Source organism: Thalassotalea crassostreae (assembly GCF_001831495.1).
Lineage (GTDB): Bacteria > Pseudomonadota > Gammaproteobacteria > Enterobacterales > Alteromonadaceae > Thalassotalea_A > Thalassotalea_A crassostreae.
The window spans coordinates 3,397,065-3,418,544 of record NZ_CP017689.1 but is presented as its reverse complement, the minus strand read 5'-3'; the positions used below and the strand labels follow the sequence as shown (position 1 = coordinate 3,418,544).

The window sequence follows — 21,480 nt, the reverse complement described above, 5'->3', positions numbered from 1 at the left end:
TTTTTTTGAGAGCCTAGGGCATATAACAACATGCTAAATAGAAAGTATCTATAATTTTTGTTAACAAATGCCAATATTAATTTACTTATACCAGTAACTATTACATCGCTTTTGTGTGTAGGCAATACTAGAACGTTAACTACCTAGCAACGATAAGAGGAGTTTACGGGCTTTCGGCATTATCTTTTATGTCGCTTTCTTCGCTTTCTTCAATGTCAGGTTCTTTTGAATTTGACGACACTTCATCTATTGGTTTTTCTTGATCTGCTTTTTCTTCAATAGGGTCAGTATCCCAGCCTTTACTAATTCTGCGTCGTTCTTGCGCTTTAATCTGCATATCGTTTTTTGCAGTAGGGTATGGCAACTCGAGCTTTCTGCGAATAAAATCTTCGATATAAACAATTTGATGTCGATCGCCGCCCCATTTATCGTGGTAACCGTGACCAACATTATTGTAAAAAATGGTTTCCAACTCTTTGTTTAATTGTTTTAAACGATACTTCATACGGTTGGATTGTTCGAAATAAGCTACTTTGTCTTTTTTACCTGCAATTAGTAATACTGGTGCCTTGATCTCATTGGCTAAATATATCGGTGATACACCTTTTAATGAGTCATTATATCCACCAATTACTTTATCAAGTGCTTCCTGGTGCTCATCGGTATAGACTCGGTTATTGGCATTGTAAAGATGAGGTAAATCATAAATACCATACATAGCAACTATACAGTCGTAATCGTTAGGGTTCTTGATCGCCAACATCATAGCTGAATACCCCCCATAACTGCTGCCAATAGAACACATTTTAGTAAAATTGTGCTTGCTTTTTACATGCTTTACGGCAGCACTAATATCGTGTTCAATCAATTTACCAAATTCGCCTCTTCCTTCATCCATGAAGTCTTTGCCATAACCTGAAGATCCTCTGAAGTTTACTTTCAACACAGCATAGCCACGGTTGGCAAAATATTGGGTAGTAGGGTCGTATGTTGCTAAATCTCTAATGCCGATTGGGCCACCATGTGGATTAACCAAAAGAACACCATTTGAATGCTCAAGTGGCACCGTAAGCAACGCTTCGACATACACGTTAGGTTCTACTTCAACTTGAAAAACTATGGTTGGGCTTAGCATTGAAGTGGATAAGTTTTTTTGTTTTCTAGCAATCAACGTCGCTTTATTTGTGTCAGTTTCATAGTAGTAGAAGCTCCCTGGATTGGTTGAACTAAAAGCACTAATTAGTTTTTGTCGTTCATCAGCACTCGAATCTATAATCGAGACCTGCTGGGTTTTAAAAGACTGTTTTAAATTGTTTGTCAGTGTTTCTTTTTCTTTAGCGAAGTAATGGTTATTTGGTATACCTTGCTCCAAGTAGGTGACAAAATTAACACCTTCCCCCATCTTATTAAGTTTAGCGCCAGTCAAATCGTAGTTAGGATGTTGATAAATAACTTGTCCAAGAGATTTTGATTCAAGATCAAATTCGACCAATGAAATACGATCTAAGTTTTTATTTGTTAACACCGCAATAGTGTTTTCATTTAGCAAGCCTATCGGAATAAATTGGTTTTCCTTTCCAAGTTCATAGTATTTTTTCCATTCTTTAGTGCTCGGTATTTGAAACCAGAATTCCAACGTTTCGTCATCTAAAACCGCGGCCATAAGGCTCTGGTTTGGTTCATTATAGATGTAATAAAATGCGCCATCTAAGGTGTTTTCAATTTCGATTGCTTGCTCATAATTACTCGAAGCCAATTGTTCCGGGGTTATTTTATAAAGCTTAAATTTAGGATACTTGATTTTTTTGGTGACGTTGCGGGCAAATAAGACGATATTGTCTTCATCTGGCAACGTTGAAACCATAAAGCCCTTTGTACCAAGCGGCATCCATTCACCTGATACTTGTTCGCCGTCTTCGACAATTTTGATAAAGCCTTTTTTTGCTTTCATTTCAAGATAAATGGTTTTGTCGTCAACCCATTGATAATCTTCAACACGCGAGTGACCATTTCTGTCCATACGAAACATCGGTACAGAAACACGCTTTTTGGGATCGATTAAGCTTACAATATTGTAGTTTTGCATGTGCTCATAAGAGAATATGTATTGCCCATTTGGGCTCAACTTCATTGAATACACAGATGAAGATCTCATTAACTCTTCAACAGGGATCAACTCTAATGATTTAGCCCATAGGTGGCTGCTTTGTAAAGCAAGAGCGATAAAAATTACACGAGAAAAGTTTGAAATTAGTTGGTTCATTATTCACTCTCCTCAACAGGAGTTTGTGGTTTAATTAATTCGAAAAAGTTTTCATTTCCAGGGCCGGCATAGGTGATCGGGTGTTTTTGCAATAATGGAGAAAAGTTATTTTCCATAAACTCTAAAGCAATTGAAGAGTTGTTATCTAACGACATTTTCGAATAAACATAATACCAAAATAAATAACTATTTAGCTTTAAGTGACCAGCATAATTTACCTTTTGGGCTTCTACCGTAAATGACCAAATATCGTCTTCAAAACTTTTTATGTAAGCATAATTATTGTACTTAACCTTGCTGATTTCATATTGACCGGCAGGCAAAGGAATTAGAATGTAATTACTTCCCTTTTTAAGGTCTTCTTGAGATAGGGCGATGCGCTTAGTACCGGTAAAAACGATTTCTTTCAGTGAGCGGTTGGTGTCGACAGCGAGTAATAAGTAACCTGAATTTTCTTCGAGTATATGCTGGTTTTCTAATTTAATGCTTTGAATCTGTGTCGTACAACTAGTTAAAATTAGTACACCTAAAAACAGGCTAATTAATTTTATTATTCTCATTTTTGTTATGCTGCCTTGCTATTTATTTAATCGCTAATCCGATCAATCCCTTGCCAGACTTCCAGTCTATCTAATTCTATTTTAATTGTACATATGTAAAATCAATGTTAAAAGATTGGGTTTTATTGAAAAATGAGTGTGAGCAAGGAGCAAGAAAAGCTCTAAATTAAAGTACTTTCTACTTTCTCAATAACCATTTCTGTGCTGATCAAGTGCATTAAATTTCCTTTGGCACGTATTCCCCAAGGTAAGTCTTTAACCGCTTTTCCTTGTTGCTCAGCTATGCATTGTGGGTAAACACTAACGACATGGTCAAGAGAGTTATAGGGACCAGTGCGTTGCGGGTTTGAATGAGCGTATAAACCAACTACAGGAGTACCGACCGTGGTCGCCATATGAGCTGGACCGGTGTCTGGTGCAATAACCAGTTTTGCCGACTCAAGTACTGCCAATAATTGTTTTAGGTTAGTTTTGCCAACTAAGTTGACTAGCTTGGTGTTGGCATGTTGTTCGATATCTTTTGCTAATGTTTTTTCTAACTCGGTTGGGCCACCACAAAGTATTACTTGCAGACCTTTCGCAACGATATGATCGGCTACCTGCGCGTACCCTTGAGCATGCCAATTACGCTCTGCTTTACTTGCAGCAGCGCTGATCACTACATAAGGCGTGTCTTGATTAATGTGTTCTTTAACCCAGCTACGTTCGTTGTCGCCAAATGGCATATTCCAATTTGGCGTTTTGATATCGACGCCGATAGCTTTGGCAAAGCCGTTAAAACCATCAAGTACATGGGGCTCGCTTTGAGCTTCAATGCGCTTATTAGTAAACAGCCATTGGCCTTCTTTTGCTCGGCTTTTATCAAAACCTACTTTTATTTTTGCTGGGACAAATAAACTGGCAATGCTGGCTCTTAAAGCGACTTGCATATGCAACAGAACATCAAATTTGCGGCCCTTCATTTGCTGGCGCAATGCCTTATAACCGTCTATTCCTTTCGATTTATCAAAGACAATAAACTCAATGCCCGGTAAGTCTTTTAATAACATATGCTCAACTTTACCAAGGATCCAAGTGATCTCAATTTCTGGATATTGAGTTTGAATTTGTTGTACCATAGACACCGCATGGCAAACATCACCAATAGCGGAAAGTCTTAATAAACAAAGAGATTTTGGTGTCGCAATTGGTTTAACAATTTGACCTGGCATAAAGCATTCACCACAATAAGCGTATAACGCTAATAAAATAAATTAAGGTCTATTATCTTGAACCTAGCGAGATTTGTAAAACATTCAAAGCTAAATCTTTTTAAAGAAGGCAATATAACCTGTTTATATGAGCAAGAATTGCTGCCAGATTTTTGTCTAGAAATGTTCGATGCAGACTATTGGCAAAATAAAGATGCCGTGCTTGGAAAAGCGACAGGCCGCGGTATTACTTGGTTTGTTAAACATGAGAATGTCGAAATAGTATTGCGCCATTATTATCGCGGTGGGCTTATAGGTAAAATAATCAACGACAGTTATTTTTTTACTGGAATAATGAATACGCGAGCGGCAAAAGAGTTTGAATTGCTAGCGCAGATGAATAAAGTTGGCTTACCGGCGCCTAAACCTGTGGCGCTAAAAATCAATCGCAGTGGACTTACCTATCAAGCCGATATTTTGATTGAGCTTATTGCTGGTGCAACTGATTTAGTTGGCATTTTGTCGAAATCCGAATTGCCTGAATCATTATGGATCGAAATTGGCAAATGCATCCGCCAGTTCCATCAGCACAACATTTATCATCACGATCTAAATGCCCACAACATTATGATTGATGGCGATAACAAAATTTGGCTTATCGATTTTGATCAAGGTAAAGAAATGGAAACGGCCGGGCACTGGCAACAACAAAATTTGCAGCGTTTACTTCGTTCGTTTAATAAAGAGAAAGGAAAATTGCCAGAATTTAATTTTACAGATAAATGCTGGCAATTATTAGAGCAGGGTTACCAAGGCTAAGCTTATACGGCTAGATCTTGTTGTACCTGTTGTTGTAAGTTTCGATAATGCTCTCGAGCTTGTTCAAATTCTTCACGAGCATTTTCAGTTACGTATGGGCTGAACAGTGCGAAGATTTTCAATAGACCTTCATACAAACTCACATCATCTATGGTGATATCTTCAGATTGAGTCTGTAGATAACTTAACCAGAATGTCGTAGTGATTCTTACTAAGGTAGTAAGATCTGAAATTTCTTCATCTTTGATGGCAATAATGTCTGCATCTTTTAATGACACTAACATTGTTCTAACCTTGACGATGATGTCTTTTTGTATTTCTGAATATCGTTTTTTTAGAGCAGGGTTTTTAGCTAATAGTACGGGCAAATTTGAATAGAAAAAACGGAATTTTGAAATCAACGCAAAAACGATATCCATATAACGCATAATGCTGTTAAGTGGGTTCTTATCGAGTGTATCCATTGATTTAAATTCATTAATTAAATCATCTGCATACTCACTATAAATTGCGAAAATAATGTCTTCTTTATTACGGAAGTGGTAATAAAGGTTGCCTGGACTAATACCTAAATGAGATGCGATGTGATTTGTGGTGATATTACGCTCACCTTCTGCATTAAATAATTCGATACTGGCGTGAATTATTTTTTCTCTTGTTTTCATTGCCAATAAACCTATCTGTGTTTGATATCTAACTCATCATACAATCAAAAACGACTAAATTGAAAGAATTTTGAGTAAATACTTTAACATTGTATTAATAATTTCATTATTGAATTTAAATCAATAGTTTGCTTTGTTTGATGTGACAGCTAAAATGACATCATAAACACTATCTTGAAAATACTTAAAATGAAAAATACAGCTATATATCCGGGTACTTTTGATCCTGTAACCAATGGTCATTTTGACTTAATAGCCAGAGCGTCACAGTTATTCGATAAAGTGATCGTTGGAGTAGCCGCTAGCCCTAGCAAGAAACCGCGTTTTAATCTTGAGCAAAGAGTACAGATGATCAGTGAAATTACCAGTGATTTAGATAATGTTACTGTAGTTGGTTTTAGTGGCTTATTAGTCGATTTTGCAAAAGACTGTAAAGCGCAGGTTTTAGTTCGAGGTCTAAGAGCAGTTTCAGATTTTGAATATGAGTTTCAATTAGCAAACATGAATCGACGATTATACCCAGAACTTGAAAGTGTTTTTCTAACGCCAGCGGAAGAAAACTCCTTTATCTCTTCGACTTTAGTGAAAGAGGTATCATTGCATGGTGGCGATGTAAGTGAATTTGTTCACCCAGTGGTTAAATTAGCCTTAGAAAATAGTTAATCATCCACAGTATCATTTATTAATCAAAAAACTTTGAGTATATAAGGAATCATTATGTCTCAACCTTTAGTTGTTGGCGCTCGCGCTTCAATAAAAAAAGCTTTTACGTCTGCCGATGTAGAAAAATTCGCTCAGGTATCACTTGATACCAACCCTATTCATTTAGATGAAGCTGCAGGTGCTGCGTCAATCTTTAAACAACGCGTTGTTCATGGTGCATTGGTGAGCAGCTTATTCTCTGCAATCCTAGGCTGTGACTTACCTGGTGAAGGCACAATCTTTATGGGACAAACGGTACAGTTTAAAGCGCCAGTGTTTTTAGATGATGAAATAACGGCGTCAGTTGAAGTAACTGAAATTCGAGCAAGAAGAGCGGTTGTGACATTCAAGCTAGAAGCAGTTAATTCAGAAGGCAAAGTAGTAATCGCTGGTGAAGCGACAGTAATGGCGCCTAAACATTTGATTGCTTAGGCGTGTTTTAAAACCCAATAACAATTAATGAAATAGTAAAAAGCCCTAAGGTTGTATCAACTTTAGGGCTTTTTGTTGTGAAAAATAATCGCTATTGCAGGTTGACCAAGTAGCGACCAACGACACTGCCATTGATAAACTTATCTAAATACTCGGGCACTTGTTCAAGGGTAATTTCTTCGCAAAATTGGTCAAGATTATCTAATTTCATATCAGTCGCAACGCGATCCCAAATATGCTGCTTAGCGGCTAATGGAATTTGCACCGAATCAACGCCAAGTAAGGATACTCCACGGGTGATAAAGGGGAATACATTAGTCGGAATATCCATTGATGAAGCGAGTCCACAGGCAGAAACACTGCCACCAGGAATTATTTGTTTTAGTAAATTGGCGAGATAATCACCGCCTAAGGTATCAATCCCGTTGGCCCATAATGGCTTACCAATTGGGCGTTTGCCTATCTCGTTAATTACATCACGATGTAATACTTCGTTGGCGCCTAATGCTTTTAATTTCTCGCTTTGCTCTGGCTTTCCAGAAAACGCTGTGACTTGATAACCAAGTTTGGCGAGTAAGGCGATACTGACGCTACCAACACCTCCGGTTGCCCCTGTTACTGCGACATTTCCATGTTCTGGAGTTGCGCCCATACGCTCCAATTTTTCAATACAAAGTGCAGCAGTTAAACCTCCTGTGCCGTATATCATTGATTCACGTAACGTTAACCCATGCGGACACATCACTGCCCAGTTGGCTGGAATTGCTATACGTTGGCCTAAGCCACCAGGTGTATTCATACCCAAGTCATAACCAAATACTAATACGTGGTCGCCTTTAGTGTAGGTGCCGCTTTTGTCAGAAATAACCACACCAGCGGCATCAATGCCTGGTGTGTGTGGGTAAGATTTAGTAATGCCTTTGTTGCCATGTGCAGACATGGCATCTTTAAAATTAAGTGATGAATAGTGCACATCAATCAATAAATCATTATCAGGCAGGTGAGTTAATGGTAATTCTTTTATCGATTTTACGAATTCTTTTTCGCCGACTTCTTCGACATACAACGCTTTATAATTGGTCATGATATTCCCAAGCTTTGTGAGTGATAGGTTTTAAATAATATTTTAATACTAGTCATTAAAATTAATCGTGTTCATTAAAACCTAGCACTGAGAATCTACAATCGCAATTAGACTAAAGAGTAATATCAACATTGATGCTCACTTTGCACTGAAAGAGCAGTGGTTGATTGCTATTTCTTTTGACAGCTTGGGCAAAATACTGACGCTCTGCCTGATTGGCGAATTTCTTTTAACGTGGTTTTACAGCTCACGCATTCTTCACCGCCACGGCCATAGACTTGCAAAGATTGCGCAAAGTAACCGGGTTTACCGTCAACTTGAGTAAAATCTTTCAGTGTCGTGCCGCCTTGCTCTATGGCCTTAGCCAATACATCTTTGATAATAACCGTTAAATTGTTGTATCTCGCTTTGCTAACTTTTCCGGCAATAGCTGTCGGTAAAATGCCTGCTTGGAATAGCGCTTCGTTGGCGTAAATGTTGCCAACCCCGACAACAATATGGTTATTCATAATAAAGGTTTTAATTGGCACGGTTTTTTTGCGTGATTTTTCAAATAAATAGTCATCAGCAAAATCAGAGCTAAATGGCTCAGGGCCGAGTTTTGCTAATAATTCATGTTGAAGCTCATTATTTGGGTTTTGATGATCGCGCTTTATCCATAAAACAGCGCCAAAACGGCGAGGGTCATTGAGACGAAGTGCTACATTAGTGTTGAGTACCAAATCAAAATGGTCGTGTTTTTGTATCGCAGATTCTTTGGGGATCACTCGGATGGTGCCTGACATTCCTAGATGTAACATCAGCGTACCTTTGTTTGTTTGTATCAAAAGGTACTTGGCGCGACGTTCGACTGCGGTAATTGTCTCGCCGATGATTTCGTCAATGGTGTCAGTAATAGGCCAGCGCATCTTACTGTTACGAACGACAATGTCAGTAACTTTTTGATTTAATATGTGTGGCGAAATACCGCGTCGACATACTTCTACTTCTGGTAATTCAGGCATGATTCACTATTGCAGATGCAAAATTAACATAGAAAAATAGTGTAAGAATTATCTTCATCGATTGTTACTCTATAGGCATTGGTAGTATACAAGGAAAATCAGGATCTTCCTTTTGTAATTCTTTACAACTCTTTGGTGTACCATTAACAAACTTCTTTACTGTTAATCTTCTTGTAATATTGCGATATTCCGGCCCATAAAGAGGAGAATCTTTAAAGTTCTCTTCTAGATGTTTGTAGACAACATGTAATGGGCCTTCAAAAATTAGCCCTTCACGCTTAATGATAACGAATGTATTTGGATCTAAGCGGCCAAACTTTTTAAATGTTGTACTAAATGCTGAATTTAGGAAATTCCTCTTTAAAAGAAAATCACCAAGGCTCGCTGATGGATAATAACATGGTAAACTCATTGCATACTTATAAAAGAACTCCCTTGGATCACCATAGTACTTTCGAATGTCTTCCATCGATGCTCTAAAACTTGAAGCGTCTGTTGCCTTCATTAAACTGTCACAAAGACCATCAACATTCCCCCTAGTTATTCTATCAAAGTTAGGTGGAAGCTTAGGATAGCGTTTTCGAATATACCTTGGTGGCTTCTTTGGTTTTTTTTCAGGCCCTGCTAGTCTTTCAAGCTCGGCCATATTGCTTTTATCTAGTGTTTGAGGATCTTTCGACTTATCACTCTCCTCTGCAGCAATTGCTAAATTACAAACTAAAAGAAATGGAACAATTATCCTTAATGCTCTATGCATAAATACTCCTAACAGTACAATGGGTGTTCTTATATAGTATACGATGACATTAGTTTGAGTAAAACCGCTATTCTTTGTCCATAATCGAATCATAAAAGTTAGAAGATTTATATCCTGAAAATATGTGGAAACTAATGGTTTTGGGTTAAGTGATTGTTTATTAACAACTTGTTCTCAATGTAAATGATTGCGTTTATATTAGCTTTTGTGAATAACTTTAAGGTAATTTTCCGCTACGGTTAAAGGGTGATATGTAGTTAACCTTTTAAAAGTAGTAAGTTTTTATATTTATATTTATGTATATATTTAGATTGGCTTAAGTAAACATGTTCATGGTGTAAAGCACAATCTATGCTCTGTAGACAAACACAACTATTAATGGATGAAGAAATTGTGTACTAGGAAAGATAGTTTGATAACAGAAGTTATCATTTGAATGGATTTCAAAAATATATGGAAAAAAAAACCCAGCAATAGCTGGGTTTTTTATGAGAAGAAAATCAATTACTTGATTTTAGCTTCTTTGTAGATCACGTGCTTGCGAGCTTTCGGATCAAACTTTTTGATTTCCATCTTTTCTGGCATAGTCTTTTTATTCTTGTCAGTAGTATAAAAATGACCAGTACCTGCAGATGAAACTAAACGGATTTTATCGCGCATGATTCAGTTCCTTAGATCTTTTCGCCACGGGCACGGATGTCTTTTAATACAACATCAATACCATTCTTATCGATAATACGCATACCTTTCGGTGTTAAACGTAATTTTACAAAACGGTTTTCACTTTCAACCCAAAAACGGTGTGTTTGTAGGTTTGGTAAAAAACGACGACGAGTAGAGTTCAACGCGTGAGAACGGTTGTTACCTACCATCGGTTTCTTGCCTGTTACTTGGCAAACTTTAGACATGTGAGTCACTCCAAAATATTTCAGCTATAGCTTATTTGTAAATCCCCAGGCCGTCGCCCACGGGATCCTGAAAAGGGCGCAGATTATATATAGCCCTCACTAAATGATCAAGCTTTATCGGCTACAAATTAAACTGATGTTAAGATTTGCCGCGATTATACTGATCTTTGGGCTAATTCCAAGTAAAAAACGCTATTTTGCTTCAAATTATAGGATATTTTTCGTTATTAATTGTTACTGACGTTTTTTACAACGACTTAAAAATCAATTTTTGACCCTACATATCGCCTCGTTCAGCTAATGAACAGGTAAGATGGCCGGCAATAATAATGTGATCTAATACTCTAATGTCTATTAATGCCAACGCTTTAATTAGCCGTTGGGTAATTTGTTTGTCGGCTAAACTTGGCTCGGCAATTCCTGACGGATGATTATGGGATAAAATTATTGCTGCCGCTCGATGCTTTAATGCCGTTTCAACAACAACCCGTGGATAAACTGTTGCGGCATCTATAGTGCCAAAGAATAATTTCTTGAAACAAATAATATTATGCTGGTTATTTAAAAACAGCACGGCGAAGACTTCATGGGGCTCATGACGTAACTCAGCAATAAGATAGTCTTTGGTTTGGCTTGAAGAGGTTAGATTTTTACCATTAGCTAATTGTTCGGCTAAATAACGTTTTGATATTTCTAAGCAGGCTTGAAGCTGCGCGAAACTGGCACTGCCCAATCCGTGAATACCACAAAAGCTTTCACAATCGGCACATAGTAAATTATGCAAGCTACCAAAATGCTTCAACAGCCGGCGAGCTAGCTGAACAACGTTTTCACCTTTTACGCCGGTGCGCAGAAATATTGCTAATAATTCAGCATCGGTTAATGTGTTTGCGCCCTTATTTAATAATTTTTCTCGCGGTCGATCTTGGTTTGGCCAGTGTTTCAACATAATTGCATCCTTGCATTAATGGTATTGGGTTAATCGTGGAACATTCCGTGTACACTTATATATGTACGCCACTTTTTAATAAAATGTGAATACTTACTATTTCACAACTTACTGTTTTATATAGCGCTAAGTTCGTGTTATCGTAGCCTCACTTTTATCTATCTTATGTAATTTTAGCAGGTGCAGATGTTTTTACAGAATAAAAATATCGTATTAGGCGTTACTGGCGGTATTGCAGCATACAAAGCGGCAGAGCTGGTTCGTCGATTAAAAGATCAAGGTGCTGACGTGCGCGTTGTTATCACTAATGGTGGTAAAGCATTTATTACGCCACTTACTTTGCAAGCGGTTTCAGCAAACCCAGTAAGTGATAGTTTGTTAGATCCTGCGGCAGAAGCGGCAATGGGACACATTGAATTAGCTAAATGGGCTGATTTAATTCTTATAGCACCAGCAACAGCAAATACCCTAGCTCGTTTAACCGCTGGTATGGCAGATGATTTGCTTTCGACAATTTGTTTAGCAACTGCTGCACCAATTGCTATTGCTCCGGCAATGAACCAACAAATGTGGCATGCGCTACCTACCCAAGAAAACTTAGCACGATTAATTAAACGTGGCTTATTGATCTTTGGCCCTGGTGCTGGTGAACAAGCCTGTGGCGATGTTGGCTATGGTCGAATGCTAGAGCCGCTAGAAATTGTGGATTTGGTGGTAGAACACTTTCAATCAGATTCTCAAAGCTCAGCTCAAACCTTAGCTCAAACCTCAGCTCAAACATTAGCAGGACAACACTGGGTGATCACAGCAGGGCCGACGCGCGAAGCAATCGATCCGGTACGTTATATCTCTAATCATTCTTCTGGAAAAATGGGCTACTCTATTGCCGCCGCCGCTGCAAAGTTAGGTGCGAAAGTGAGTATCGTTAGTGGACCTGTAAATTTATCAACACCTAATAGCTGTGACCGTATTGACGTGGAAAGCGCTGTTGATATGCATAAAGCGACGATGGCATTAGTTGAACAAGCAGATGTCTTTATTGCCTGCGCTGCGGTAGCCGATTATCGTGTTGCTAACGTTAGCGAACAAAAAATTAAGAAAACAGCCGACAATGACGATATGTCTATCGCGTTAGTTAAGAATCCAGATATTGTCGCCGATGTTGCGGCATTAAAAACGAAACCGTTTACCGTAGGCTTCGCTGCAGAAACACAAGATGTTGAACGTTATGCATTGGCTAAGTTAGCAGCTAAGAACCTGGATCTAATTTGTGCTAATGACGTTGCTAAGGCCGGCCAAGGGTTTAATAGCGATGATAATGCTTTACGAGTTTTCTGGACTAATGGTCATCACGATTTACCTTTAGCGAATAAGCAGCAAATTGCCGATTCGTTAGTAAATCTTATTGCCGAAAAGCAGCAAAATTAGCTCGATGCTAAAACAAATACAAAAACACTACACAAAAAACTATACAAACAAAAAGAACAATCATTTAAGTAAGAATTAATATGTCAGAGAATCAAAAACCAAACCGTCGCCAGCAAATTTTAGAGTGCTTAGCTCATATGCTTGAGACAAGTCCAGGTCAGAGAATTACTACGGCTAAATTAGCGGCCGAGGTTGGCTTTTCAGAAGCAGCTCTTTATCGTCACTTTCCGTCGAAAGCGAGAATGTTCGAAGGTTTGATTGAGTATATTGAAGAATCAATATTTTCACGGATCAACATGATTTTAGCCGACCAAAAAGAAACATTAGTTCGTTGTCACCATATTACTCATGTGTTCTTAATGTTTGCAGAAAAGAACCCGGGTATGTGTCGCATCTTAGCTGGTGATGCATTAGTTGGTGAAAATGATCGACTGCGAACTCGTGTTCATCAATTTTTTGAAAAACTAGAAACTCAATATAAGCAAATTTTACGTGAACGAAAATTACGTGAAGGAAAAAACTTCAATATTAGTGAAGCTGCATTAGCAAATACACTATTGAGTTACAGTGAAGGTAAAATTTCAGGCTATGTACGCAGTGGCTTTGCCAAAAAGCCGAGCGACAACTTTACCGAGCAATGGCAATTTTTAATGGCTGGCGTTTAGCCCATATAAATTTGGTGTGGTTATTAATCTGTAATAGCCATCAACCTTTAATCAAAAATTAATAATCGTTTTGGCAATAGAGCTCTCTATTGCTTGTAGTATTCAATTAGAGAAAAGTTATGAGTGAATTAAATCAATTACATCCACAAGGTTTGTGGGAAATATTTGCTGGCATCTGTAGCATTCCACATCCATCTAAGCATGAACAAAAAATATCTTTATGGATCCAAGAGTGGGCCAAAGAGAAAGGTTTAGATGTTAAAGAAGATGCGGTCGGCAATCTATTTATTAAAAAGCCGGCGACCGCTGGGATGGAAGATCGTAAAGGCGTTATTTTGCAAGCGCATATGGATATGGTACCGCAAAAGAATAATGACACTGCCCATGATTTTTTAACTGATCCTATTCGTCCTTATATTGACGGAGAATGGGTAACTGCTGAAGGAACAACATTAGGTGCTGATAATGGTATTGGTCTAGCTTCGGCAATGGCTGTATTGGCAAGCAACGATGTTGCCCACGGTCCTCTTGAAGTATTGGTTACTATTGATGAAGAAGCGGGAATGAGCGGAGCTTTTGGACTTGAAGCAGGTTGGTTAGAAGGCGACATTTTAATTAACACCGATTCTGAGCAAGAAGGTGAAGTGTACATGGGGTGTGCTGGTGGTGTTGACGCTAGTGCTACTTTTACCCTTGAAATGGAAGATGTACCGAGTGGTTATGAGTCTTTCAATATCTCAATCTCAGGTTTGAAAGGTGGCCACTCTGGTGTTGATATCCATACCGGACGCGCTAATGCCAATAAGTTACTAGTACGTTTCTTATTACAGGCAACAAAACAGTTTGGTATTCAGTTAACGGAACTTAATGGCGGTAGCTTACGTAATGCAATTCCACGTGAAGCCAATGCAAGTTTTGTTGTGGCGAGTGAAAATATTGCTGCACTTAAAGTAGCATTTGAAAGCTACCTTGCGACAATCCAAGAAAACTTAAAAGTAATCGAAACTGATTTAACCATGATGTTGATTCAACCTGAAACATTTGATCAAATGTGGACTAAGGCTTGTCAATCTAACATCTTAAGCGCATTAAATGGCGTTTCTAACGGCGTTATTCGCATGAGCGATGATATTGCCGGAGTTGTAGAAACCTCGCTTAATTTAGGTGTGCTACGTTGCAAAGGACCTAAGTTTGTTGCCTTATGTTTAATTCGTTCACTGCACGATGATGGTCGTAGTGAAACTGAAGAAATGATCGAGTCCGTATTTACCTTAGCTGGCGCAAAAGTTGAGTTTTCGGGTGCCTACCCTGGATGGAAGCCAAGCACTGATTCAGCAATTATGAATATCGTTCGTGAAACTTATCAGCAAAACTTTAATAAATTGCCTGAAATAATGGTAATTCACGCGGGTTTAGAATGTGGTTTATTTAAAACTGAATACCCGCATTTAGATATGGTATCAATTGGACCAACGATTAAATTCCCACATTCACCAGATGAAAAAGTGGAAATTAAAACTGTTGGCGAATACTGGAAATTGTTAACCGCAGTGTTAGCCAATATTCCAAGCAAATAATATCTGCTCCAACCTTGATAACAACACTTATGTAAAACATGGGGTTATTACCTATGTGCATAAGTGTTGACTCATTAAAGTCATTATCGTTATAAGTCTTAACCAGTTAAAATCACCTTATTAAATATTAGGTAGTTCTTTAATGAGGTGATTTATGAAACTGATGAACAAAACTTTACTAGCAAGTATGATGTTGCCTTTGGCATTTGCAGCAAGTGCTGAAGAAGAAGTACAAGACATGTCAGATCCAACCGCCGTTTATACACAAGGTGGTGTTGGCGTAACCAATAAAGGTTTAAATTTTAAGTACGGTGAATCCTATGATACAGGTGATCCGACTAAAATGGGCATGAACATAGTGGAAATTATGGGCGTTGCCGGTGAAGAGTTGGGTTGGGATAGCAATGTTGCTAAAGATAACTCTATTGATTCATTTCGTTTTCGAAACTTTGAGCTAAATACCGTTAACGGCCGCGGTACGCAAATTGATATAACCTACGATGTGGAAAGTGAAACAGGTAATGCTGGTTACAGTTTTATGCAAGCCTTACCGAAAATGGGCGCGTTTCAATTCTTCCCTCTCGCTGGTGCAGGTGTTGCATTTGGCAATAACGTGGTTGAAGATGACGGCACTATCGATAGCGGTTATTCAGTTCGTGGTACATACGCAATGGTGGGTATGTACTCAAAAGTGACGATTACCGACAAGATTTGGTTAAACTACAATCCATTCTTTAGCAAAACTATCTCGGGATCTGATAACTACAAAGATTTCGGCATGGAAGGTGATGATGCAGTATTAACTCACGAATTTGCAGCATCTTATCAAATTACGCCGAGAATGAACGTGCGTTACTTTGCTAACTGGTCAGAGAATGTTGATATTAGCGACGGTAACCATCGCATAGAAATGAACTATCAATTCTAAACGCAAACGTTATCGTTAAAAAAGCCCAAATTGCAATGCAATCTGGGCTTTTTTCTTACTAAACTATTTACTATTTTTAATACCGTCTAACAATATTGAATAATCAGCAATATAAGGGTATTCATCTATTTGTCGATGCGGCTGTTTGCTGTCTGGATTGGCAATGGCAAGTAAATGTTTTATGCCAAATTGTTTGGCTGAGTCGAGTATATTAATACTATCGTCAACAAAGATAGTCTTGTCTGGATCAAAGTTTAAATGCTGCTGCAGGCGCTGCCACAACAATTGAGATTCTTTAGTGACACCAAACTGATGACAAGAAATCAACTGATCAAAATACTTATCTAATTCCGTTCGCTCTATTTTTAAACTCAAACTATCCGGATGGGCATTAGTGACGAGAATAATATCTTTACCTGCCGCTTTTAATGCCTGTAAAAAATCATGGGCATCTGCTCTTAATTGAATCAAATGCTGTACTTCTTGCTTAAGCTCAACAATCGGCATATTGATTTGCTCAGCCCAATAATCAAGACAATACCAAGAGATCGTTCCTTCAACTTGTTGATAACGAGAGCTTAAATATTGTTGAGCTTGCTCTAAGCTTATTTCGGCAGTTTCTGCGTAACGTTTGGGTAGGTGTTCAAGCCAAAAATGATTGTCAAAATGTAGGTCTAAAATCGTACCATCCATATCAAGTAGTACTGTTTCAATTTTTGACCAATCAAACATGCATATATTCCTGTAAAACAACGAACTTATTGAGTATATTAATATTTAAGCCAAATCGGTAAGTGCTATGCTCATTTTCATCACTAAAAAGTAGCAAATACAATTTATCGAAATGGTATTAAATTAACGCCTAGCTATGGTAGGCATATTTCCCTGTAAGTAAAAGAATTACTTTTCACATTTCCAATTTTAGGTTGAAAATTAAATGAATAAATCAGCTAAACTTATATTACCAGATATTTTAGAGAGTAAGGAAGTTGCTAAAAGCCGCTTAATTACTGTCGAACAAGTTGATTTAAAGTTCAGTAATGGTGAACAGCGAAGCTACGAAAAAGTCAAAGGTAAAGGTCGCGGCGCCGTGCTGATTGTACCCATGCTTGATCAGGACACTATGATATTAATTCGTGAATATTCAGCTGGTACACACTCGTATCAGTTAGGATTTCCAAAAGGCTTAATTGACGAGGGCGAAGAATCAATTGAAGCAGCAAACCGAGAGCTGCAAGAAGAAATAAACATGGCCGCTACCGATTTAACTTACGTACACCAATTAAGTCTGGCGCCGCAATTTTTTGACGCTAAGATGGATATTTTCCTTGGTCAAAATTTGTATGAAAGTTCATTAGTCGGTGACGAACCAGAACCGTTGCAAACGGTACACTGGAAATTAAGTGATTACCAACAACTATTAGCGCAACCTGATTTCACTGAAGCTCGCAGCATTGCCGCGTTAATGTTAGTTAAAGATTTATTAAAGGCCTAACGATGTCAACAATGGACAATTTATTAGAAATCGCTATCAGCGCTGCCAAAAAAGCAGGGCTGGAAGTGATGGATTATTATAAAGACGGAAACTTTGAAGAGTTTACTAAAGATGATCAGTCGCCGCTTACTAGCGCTGATTTAGCGGCGAATACTGTGTTGACTGATATGTTGACGCAACTAACGCCAGATATCCCAATTATCTCTGAAGAAAGTACCTATTTGCCGTTAGCAGAACGTGAACACTGGAATCAGTATTGGTTATTAGATCCAATAGATGGTACCGGTGAGTTTATTGCTGGTTCCGGCGATTTTGCTGTAAATGTTGCCCTTGTAACGAATGGCTGGCCAAGTATCGGCGTTATACACGCTCCGGCGCACAATCTTACCTACTTTGCTCAAACTGGCAAAGGCGCATTTAAAGACGATGGCAACGAAACTAAACAAATATTTGTTGCTGAATATGATGGTAAACGAGCGTTAAATGTTGGTGTCAGTCGTCGTCAAAAAGTCTCTGTAATGGGGCAATATTTAAATGATGAATTAGACTATGCACATATCCCGCTTGGTAGTTGTTCACTTAAAAGTTGTCAAATAGCTGAAGGCACGACCGATTGTTATTTACGAATTGGCCCTACTGGAGAGTGGGATACCGGCGCAAGTCAATGTATCCTAGAAGAAGCTGGTGGCACGATTTTAGATAGCGAACTTCAAGATTTAAGCTATAACAAACGAGATAGTTTAATGAATCCAGATTTTGTTGGCTTAGGTAATCAAGCTATCGATTGGTCACATGTAATCATCAAGCACCGCTGCGAACGCGAATATTAGCTCGCGCAAATATTTGCTAAGCGCGAATAATATACTCGCGCAATTATGACAACATCGAAAATACAAAAATTGCGAAACAAAAAAAAGGAATAACAATGCGTTTATTAGTTCTACTTGTTACGACACTGTTTAGTTTTCAATCATTAGCCGTTTGGACTCTGCAAAGCGATGATTCGATCATTAGTTTTACTAGTACCAAGAATCACCACATTACCGAAGCACATTTATTATCGACCTTAAAAGGCAATATCCAAGCCAGTGGTTCGGCCAAAATTATCGTTGATTTAAACGACGTTGACACCAAGATTGATATACGTAACCAGCGCTTAAAAGAAATGTTTTTTGAAACGGTAAAATTTCCAACGGCTGAGTATCAAACAAATGTAGGTCAGAAGTTTATTAAAGAGCTGCAAGTTGGCGAGAGTAAAGAGCTAATGTTACAGGGCAAGCTATCTTTACATGGCGAAAAGAAATCAAAACAAATACCTGTGTATGTAACCAAGGTCTCAGAAAAGAAAATACTGGTGGTAAGTATTACCCCATTAATCATCAATACTGATGAATTTGCACTCACTCAAGGTTTAATGAAGTTACAAGAGATAGCTAAGCTAGATATGATCAGTAAGAGTGTAAACGTAAATTTTGTACTTACTTTTGCTTTTGAATAAATAAAAGTTATGTTTGAGCATTAAACTGGCTTATCGGCATTAGATTTACTGTTTCGTGCAGTTCAGAATAAACAACAACGATTTCACCGTTAATTAACTGTTGATTGAGTTGTTGTTTTTTTTCATCTAAAGACCACTCATGCAGGCCGTAGTCGGTACCTTCACGCAAAATAAAAGACTCAATAATATTATCTAACGTTTCTGCGTTAATTTGGTCAATTGGAATGATCACTAACTAAACTCTCCAGCAAAAAAGTCTAGTACTCGTTGCTCTAAGTAGTATTGAGGTTTTAATGGATTATTACCACCAATAAAGCCCACATGACCACCGTATTTGCTCACTTCGAAGTGTACGAGCGCATTATCTAGATTTAAATTGTCGATATAGTTATGACACAAAAACGGATCGTCTAATGCATGAATTACCAAAGTAGGCGTCTGAATATCATTTAGTACATATATACCACTCGCTTTTTCGTAGTAGTCATTAGCACTTTCAAAGCCATTAATGAGCGCTGTTACTTTATGATCGAAATCATATAGTGTTTTAATGCCCTCCAATTCATTCAAAGTGAGGTGATTTACCAAGCCCAACTTTATTTTCTCGGACGTGCTGTCTTTTAGCATATCAACCAAATACTTTTGGTATACCTTAGAGAAACCTCGATTGATTCGTTCGGCACAGCTTGCCAGGTGTAATGGTGCACAAAGTACCGCTGCGCATTTAAAAGGGTTGCTAGTATCTTCTGCTAAATACTTAGCGAGAACATTGCCACCTAATGAAAAACCTAGAATGCCCATTTGTCTTTGCGCAAACCGCTTTGATAGCCAATCAACGCAATAATGTACATCGAAAGTATCACCACTATGATAAGACGGACCCTGACGATTAGGTTTGCTGCCACAGCCTCGAAAATGCATTAACATGCCAACAAAACCACGCGCTTTTATCGAGCTCATCATACCTTTTGCATAATGGCTGTCGATTGAACCTTCTAGGCCATGTAATACAAATACTATTGGCTTAGTTGGGTATTTATCTGGATCTTCGGTCCACGCCAATTCAACAAAGTCTCCGTCAGGAAGCTCTAAAACTTCTTCAATAACAGGTAATTGTTGTTTTCGGCGTAAGATCTTCCCTGCCATGGTTTGTAGGTGGCGATTAGCAAGCCACCAAGCTGGCGTGAATTGACTTGTTTGTTTCATTGTATTCTCAGCAGTTTAAGCGCAAGAATTATAACCTTTCTTTACGCTTAATAAACCTTTTTCTCAATACTACTGGGATGTGCTATTTGCTGCTGGGAGTTGGGCCTTGCATGACAAAGACAGCAAGCACCTGATTTACATCACTACCCACGGTTAATGTATCTTTACTTAATTTGTATGAACTTGCTTTACTTAGTATCTCGAACAAGGCTGATTCTTGGTCCATAGTGGTTTGGCAAAACTTACGAGTTGCACGCGCAGGACCAAAGCTAATCGTGTTTTGTTCTTTTTCGAAACTACCAGAATAATTATTACAACCACCGAAACCGCGATAAATATTGTTTTCAGCTAGAAATTCGATACTAACCGGCTTATTATTTTCGCCTTTAATGGCGCTCTTGCCAGCTATTGTTTTCAATACCCAATAATGCCCTTCAAGAGTTAGGTTTTCTTCATTTTCTGCTGCGTTATTATTTTGACAACCCATGGTAATTGTCATGGCTGTGATTATTGCGATTATATTTTTAAAATTCATTGCTGTTCTCATTTTGCGCCTTCAGTTTTACAAATGTCGTTTAAAGAAGTTATTGAGTCTTGTCGTTAAGCATAGTGTGTTAATGGTCTATAGGAAATAGTGAAACTCTATTTTTTCTATTAACCTATTATATTTGCTCTAAATTAAAGGCTAAATGTGGTTAATTCTTTTTTTATTGCTAAATTTATGGATAATGAGCGGCTTTTATCATCCAGGAAATCTTCATGTCAATTGAACAAACTTTAAAAACACGTTGTGATAGCAAATGCGAACTATGCGGATCCGTAGATAGTTTAAGTGTTTACGAAGTCCCGCCGGTTGCTGAACCTAATTCTGACAAAAGTGTATTAGTTTGTGCGTTATGTGAAAGCCAAATAAATAGCACCGATGGTAAATACGATACCAATCACTGGCGTTGTTTGAATGACAGCATGTGGTCACAAGTACCTGCTGTACAAGTAATGGCTTACCGAATGCTTAAACGCCTTGATTCTGAGGGATGGGCACAAGATTTACTTGATATGATGTACCTTGAAGATGATGTACGAGCATGGGCAGATTCTGCTGCCGGCGACGCTTTAGAAGCTGACGAGCCAACGTTAGATAACAACAAAGCGCCATTAGCTGCCGGTGATAATGTCGTATTAATTAAGGATTTAGTGGTAAAAGGTGCCAATTTTACCGCTAAACGAGGCACGGCAGTACGTGGTATTTCATTGACGTCAAACCCTTTACATATCGAAGGCAGAGTCAACGGCACACGCATTGTTATCATCAGCGATTACGTGAAAAAGATGTAATAAAAACTGGGGTCA

At 38.3% G+C, this 21,480-nt stretch carries 25 protein-coding genes; 11 read left to right on the top strand and 14 right to left on the bottom strand.

Annotated features, from left to right (window positions below):
* Window positions 1-163: 163 nt before the first annotated feature.
* The 3 genes from LT090_RS14845 to LT090_RS14835 all read right to left on the bottom strand — a co-directional run bounded on the left by LT090_RS14845 (window position 164) and on the right by LT090_RS14835 (window position 4,034).
* Window positions 164-2,263: an alpha/beta hydrolase family protein gene (locus tag LT090_RS14845; protein ID WP_068544332.1), complete on the bottom strand. Its 2,100-nt coding sequence runs from the start codon at window positions 2,261-2,263 to the stop codon at window positions 164-166.
* A complete protein-coding gene (locus LT090_RS14840) occupies window positions 2,263-2,823 on the bottom strand; it encodes a hypothetical protein (protein WP_068544331.1) in 561 nt (186 codons plus the stop codon). The genes LT090_RS14845 and LT090_RS14840 overlap by 1 nt, the downstream gene beginning before the upstream one ends.
* Before the next feature lie 161 nt (window positions 2,824-2,984).
* Window positions 2,985-4,034 carry a glycosyltransferase family 9 protein gene (locus LT090_RS14835; protein ID WP_068544330.1) on the bottom strand — a complete coding sequence of 350 codons (1,050 nt, stop codon included), beginning with the start codon at window positions 4,032-4,034 and terminating at the stop codon, window positions 2,985-2,987.
* A 57-nt stretch (window positions 4,035-4,091) separates the two neighbouring features.
* On the opposite strand from LT090_RS14835, the gene LT090_RS14830 reads away from it, so the two are divergent.
* A complete protein-coding gene (locus tag LT090_RS14830) occupies window positions 4,092-4,832 on the top strand; it encodes a 3-deoxy-D-manno-octulosonic acid kinase (protein ID WP_082897000.1) in 741 nt (246 codons plus the stop codon).
* Between the two features lie 2 nt (window positions 4,833-4,834).
* On the opposite strand, the gene LT090_RS14825 is transcribed toward LT090_RS14830, so the two are convergent.
* The gene (locus tag LT090_RS14825; protein ID WP_068544329.1) at window positions 4,835-5,497 is read right to left on the bottom strand and encodes a TetR/AcrR family transcriptional regulator; all 663 of its coding nucleotides are present in this window, start codon (window positions 5,495-5,497) and stop codon (window positions 4,835-4,837) included.
* Between the two features lie 189 nt (window positions 5,498-5,686).
* Here LT090_RS14825 and coaD point away from each other — a divergent pair, with 189 nt between their 5' ends.
* Window positions 5,687-6,160 carry a pantetheine-phosphate adenylyltransferase gene (gene coaD / locus LT090_RS14820; protein ID WP_068544328.1) on the top strand — a complete coding sequence of 158 codons (474 nt, stop codon included), beginning with the start codon at window positions 5,687-5,689 and terminating at the stop codon, window positions 6,158-6,160.
* Between the two features lie 54 nt (window positions 6,161-6,214).
* On the top strand, window positions 6,215-6,631 hold the full coding sequence (locus LT090_RS14815) for a MaoC family dehydratase (RefSeq protein WP_068544327.1): 417 nt from the start codon (window positions 6,215-6,217) through the stop codon (window positions 6,629-6,631).
* Between the two features lie 91 nt (window positions 6,632-6,722).
* On the opposite strand, the gene LT090_RS14810 is transcribed toward LT090_RS14815, so the two are convergent.
* From LT090_RS14810 to radC, 6 genes are all read right to left on the bottom strand, one after another.
* Window positions 6,723-7,715, bottom strand: a complete 993-nt coding sequence (locus tag LT090_RS14810; protein ID WP_068544326.1) for an oxidoreductase — start codon at window positions 7,713-7,715, stop codon at window positions 6,723-6,725.
* A 170-nt stretch (window positions 7,716-7,885) separates the two neighbouring features.
* Window positions 7,886-8,719, bottom strand: coding sequence for a bifunctional DNA-formamidopyrimidine glycosylase/DNA-(apurinic or apyrimidinic site) lyase (gene mutM / locus LT090_RS14805; protein WP_068544325.1), 834 nt, complete (start codon window positions 8,717-8,719; stop codon window positions 7,886-7,888).
* A 64-nt stretch (window positions 8,720-8,783) separates the two neighbouring features.
* Window positions 8,784-9,476 carry a hypothetical protein gene (locus LT090_RS14800; RefSeq protein WP_068544324.1) on the bottom strand — a complete coding sequence of 231 codons (693 nt, stop codon included), beginning with the start codon at window positions 9,474-9,476 and terminating at the stop codon, window positions 8,784-8,786.
* A gap of 504 nt (window positions 9,477-9,980) precedes the next feature.
* Window positions 9,981-10,136 carry a 50S ribosomal protein L33 gene (gene rpmG, locus LT090_RS14795; protein WP_033078277.1) on the bottom strand — a complete coding sequence of 52 codons (156 nt, stop codon included), beginning with the start codon at window positions 10,134-10,136 and terminating at the stop codon, window positions 9,981-9,983.
* Between the two features lie 11 nt (window positions 10,137-10,147).
* Window positions 10,148-10,384 carry a 50S ribosomal protein L28 gene (gene rpmB / locus LT090_RS14790; protein WP_068544323.1) on the bottom strand — a complete coding sequence of 79 codons (237 nt, stop codon included), beginning with the start codon at window positions 10,382-10,384 and terminating at the stop codon, window positions 10,148-10,150.
* A 277-nt stretch (window positions 10,385-10,661) separates the two neighbouring features.
* Window positions 10,662-11,336: a RadC family protein gene (radC, locus tag LT090_RS14785; RefSeq protein ID WP_068544322.1), complete on the bottom strand. Its 675-nt coding sequence runs from the start codon at window positions 11,334-11,336 to the stop codon at window positions 10,662-10,664.
* Between the two features lie 183 nt (window positions 11,337-11,519).
* Here radC and coaBC point away from each other — a divergent pair, with 183 nt between their 5' ends.
* The 4 genes from coaBC (at window position 11,520) to LT090_RS14765 (ending at window position 15,931) form a co-directional block, all read left to right on the top strand.
* A complete protein-coding gene (coaBC, locus tag LT090_RS14780) occupies window positions 11,520-12,761 on the top strand; it encodes a bifunctional phosphopantothenoylcysteine decarboxylase/phosphopantothenate--cysteine ligase CoaBC (RefSeq protein WP_068544321.1) in 1,242 nt (413 codons plus the stop codon).
* 80 nt (window positions 12,762-12,841) lie between these two features.
* Complete coding sequence (gene slmA / locus LT090_RS14775; RefSeq protein ID WP_068544320.1) at window positions 12,842-13,426, top strand: nucleoid occlusion factor SlmA; 585 nt, start codon at window positions 12,842-12,844, stop codon at window positions 13,424-13,426.
* A 119-nt stretch (window positions 13,427-13,545) separates the two neighbouring features.
* Window positions 13,546-15,003, top strand: a complete 1,458-nt coding sequence (locus LT090_RS14770; protein WP_068544319.1) for an aminoacyl-histidine dipeptidase — start codon at window positions 13,546-13,548, stop codon at window positions 15,001-15,003.
* 154 nt (window positions 15,004-15,157) lie between these two features.
* Entirely contained in the window at window positions 15,158-15,931 is a 774-nt protein-coding gene (locus LT090_RS14765; RefSeq protein WP_193408707.1) for a hypothetical protein, read from the top strand.
* A 63-nt stretch (window positions 15,932-15,994) separates the two neighbouring features.
* On the opposite strand, the gene yrfG is transcribed toward LT090_RS14765, so the two are convergent.
* Window positions 15,995-16,663 (bottom strand): GMP/IMP nucleotidase, encoded by a 669-nt coding sequence (gene yrfG / locus LT090_RS14760; protein WP_068544318.1) that lies wholly within the window; start codon window positions 16,661-16,663, stop codon window positions 15,995-15,997.
* A gap of 205 nt (window positions 16,664-16,868) precedes the next feature.
* Here yrfG and nudE point away from each other — a divergent pair, with 205 nt between their 5' ends.
* The 3 genes from nudE (at window position 16,869) to LT090_RS14745 (ending at window position 18,924) form a co-directional block, all read left to right on the top strand.
* The gene (nudE, locus tag LT090_RS14755) at window positions 16,869-17,426 is read left to right on the top strand and encodes an ADP compounds hydrolase NudE (protein WP_068544317.1); all 558 of its coding nucleotides are present in this window, start codon (window positions 16,869-16,871) and stop codon (window positions 17,424-17,426) included.
* 11 nt (window positions 17,427-17,437) lie between these two features.
* Window positions 17,438-18,256, top strand: a complete 819-nt coding sequence (gene cysQ / locus LT090_RS14750; RefSeq protein ID WP_068544533.1) for a 3'(2'),5'-bisphosphate nucleotidase CysQ — start codon at window positions 17,438-17,440, stop codon at window positions 18,254-18,256.
* Between the two features lie 95 nt (window positions 18,257-18,351).
* On the top strand, window positions 18,352-18,924 hold the full coding sequence (locus LT090_RS14745) for a YceI family protein (RefSeq protein WP_068544316.1): 573 nt from the start codon (window positions 18,352-18,354) through the stop codon (window positions 18,922-18,924).
* Between the two features lie 7 nt (window positions 18,925-18,931).
* On the opposite strand, the gene LT090_RS14740 is transcribed toward LT090_RS14745, so the two are convergent.
* The 3 genes from LT090_RS14740 to LT090_RS14730 all read right to left on the bottom strand — a co-directional run bounded on the left by LT090_RS14740 (window position 18,932) and on the right by LT090_RS14730 (window position 20,665).
* Window positions 18,932-19,156: a YheU family protein gene (locus LT090_RS14740; RefSeq protein WP_068544315.1), complete on the bottom strand. Its 225-nt coding sequence runs from the start codon at window positions 19,154-19,156 to the stop codon at window positions 18,932-18,934.
* Window positions 19,156-20,130, bottom strand: a complete 975-nt coding sequence (locus tag LT090_RS14735) for a hydrolase (RefSeq protein WP_068544314.1) — start codon at window positions 20,128-20,130, stop codon at window positions 19,156-19,158. Before LT090_RS14735 ends, LT090_RS14740 begins: the two co-directional genes overlap by 1 nt.
* A gap of 82 nt (window positions 20,131-20,212) precedes the next feature.
* Window positions 20,213-20,665, bottom strand: a complete 453-nt coding sequence (locus LT090_RS14730; protein WP_157726573.1) for an META domain-containing protein — start codon at window positions 20,663-20,665, stop codon at window positions 20,213-20,215.
* Between the two features lie 224 nt (window positions 20,666-20,889).
* Between LT090_RS14730 and LT090_RS14725 the strand changes: the two genes are divergently transcribed.
* Window positions 20,890-21,465: a PhnA domain-containing protein gene (locus LT090_RS14725; RefSeq protein ID WP_068544312.1), complete on the top strand. Its 576-nt coding sequence runs from the start codon at window positions 20,890-20,892 to the stop codon at window positions 21,463-21,465.
* Window positions 21,466-21,480 lie beyond the last annotated feature (15 nt).

What these genes read in the sequence shown, in the direction of transcription:
- slmA (WP_068544320.1), top strand. Translation starts at nt 12,842, where the DNA reads ATGTCAGAGAATCAAAAACCAAACCGTCGCCAGCAAATTTTAGAGTGC.
- LT090_RS14735 (WP_068544314.1), bottom strand. Translation starts at nt 20,130, where the DNA reads ATGAAACAAACAAGTCAATTCACGCCAGCTTGGTGGCTTGCTAATCGC.
- LT090_RS14730 (WP_157726573.1), bottom strand. Translation starts at nt 20,665, where the DNA reads ATGAATTTTAAAAATATAATCGCAATAATCACAGCCATGACAATTACC.
- mutM (WP_068544325.1), bottom strand. Translation starts at nt 8,719, where the DNA reads ATGCCTGAATTACCAGAAGTAGAAGTATGTCGACGCGGTATTTCGCCA.
- coaD (WP_068544328.1), top strand. Translation starts at nt 5,687, where the DNA reads ATGAAAAATACAGCTATATATCCGGGTACTTTTGATCCTGTAACCAAT.
- LT090_RS14765 (WP_193408707.1), top strand. Translation starts at nt 15,158, where the DNA reads ATGAAACTGATGAACAAAACTTTACTAGCAAGTATGATGTTGCCTTTG.
- LT090_RS14845 (WP_068544332.1), bottom strand. Translation starts at nt 2,263, where the DNA reads ATGAACCAACTAATTTCAAACTTTTCTCGTGTAATTTTTATCGCTCTT.
- LT090_RS14800 (WP_068544324.1), bottom strand. Translation starts at nt 9,476, where the DNA reads ATGCATAGAGCATTAAGGATAATTGTTCCATTTCTTTTAGTTTGTAAT.
- rpmB (WP_068544323.1), bottom strand. Translation starts at nt 10,384, where the DNA reads ATGTCTAAAGTTTGCCAAGTAACAGGCAAGAAACCGATGGTAGGTAAC.
- LT090_RS14770 (WP_068544319.1), top strand. Translation starts at nt 13,546, where the DNA reads ATGAGTGAATTAAATCAATTACATCCACAAGGTTTGTGGGAAATATTT.
- LT090_RS14825 (WP_068544329.1), bottom strand. Translation starts at nt 5,497, where the DNA reads ATGAAAACAAGAGAAAAAATAATTCACGCCAGTATCGAATTATTTAAT.
- LT090_RS14840 (WP_068544331.1), bottom strand. Translation starts at nt 2,823, where the DNA reads ATGAGAATAATAAAATTAATTAGCCTGTTTTTAGGTGTACTAATTTTA.
- rpmG (WP_033078277.1), bottom strand. Translation starts at nt 10,136, where the DNA reads ATGCGCGATAAAATCCGTTTAGTTTCATCTGCAGGTACTGGTCATTTT.
- coaBC (WP_068544321.1), top strand. Translation starts at nt 11,520, where the DNA reads ATGTTTTTACAGAATAAAAATATCGTATTAGGCGTTACTGGCGGTATT.
- LT090_RS14745 (WP_068544316.1), top strand. Translation starts at nt 18,352, where the DNA reads ATGCGTTTATTAGTTCTACTTGTTACGACACTGTTTAGTTTTCAATCA.
- LT090_RS14725 (WP_068544312.1), top strand. Translation starts at nt 20,890, where the DNA reads ATGTCAATTGAACAAACTTTAAAAACACGTTGTGATAGCAAATGCGAA.
- LT090_RS14810 (WP_068544326.1), bottom strand. Translation starts at nt 7,715, where the DNA reads ATGACCAATTATAAAGCGTTGTATGTCGAAGAAGTCGGCGAAAAAGAA.
- nudE (WP_068544317.1), top strand. Translation starts at nt 16,869, where the DNA reads ATGAATAAATCAGCTAAACTTATATTACCAGATATTTTAGAGAGTAAG.
- yrfG (WP_068544318.1), bottom strand. Translation starts at nt 16,663, where the DNA reads ATGTTTGATTGGTCAAAAATTGAAACAGTACTACTTGATATGGATGGT.
- LT090_RS14815 (WP_068544327.1), top strand. Translation starts at nt 6,215, where the DNA reads ATGTCTCAACCTTTAGTTGTTGGCGCTCGCGCTTCAATAAAAAAAGCT.
- cysQ (WP_068544533.1), top strand. Translation starts at nt 17,438, where the DNA reads ATGGACAATTTATTAGAAATCGCTATCAGCGCTGCCAAAAAAGCAGGG.
- LT090_RS14835 (WP_068544330.1), bottom strand. Translation starts at nt 4,034, where the DNA reads ATGCCAGGTCAAATTGTTAAACCAATTGCGACACCAAAATCTCTTTGT.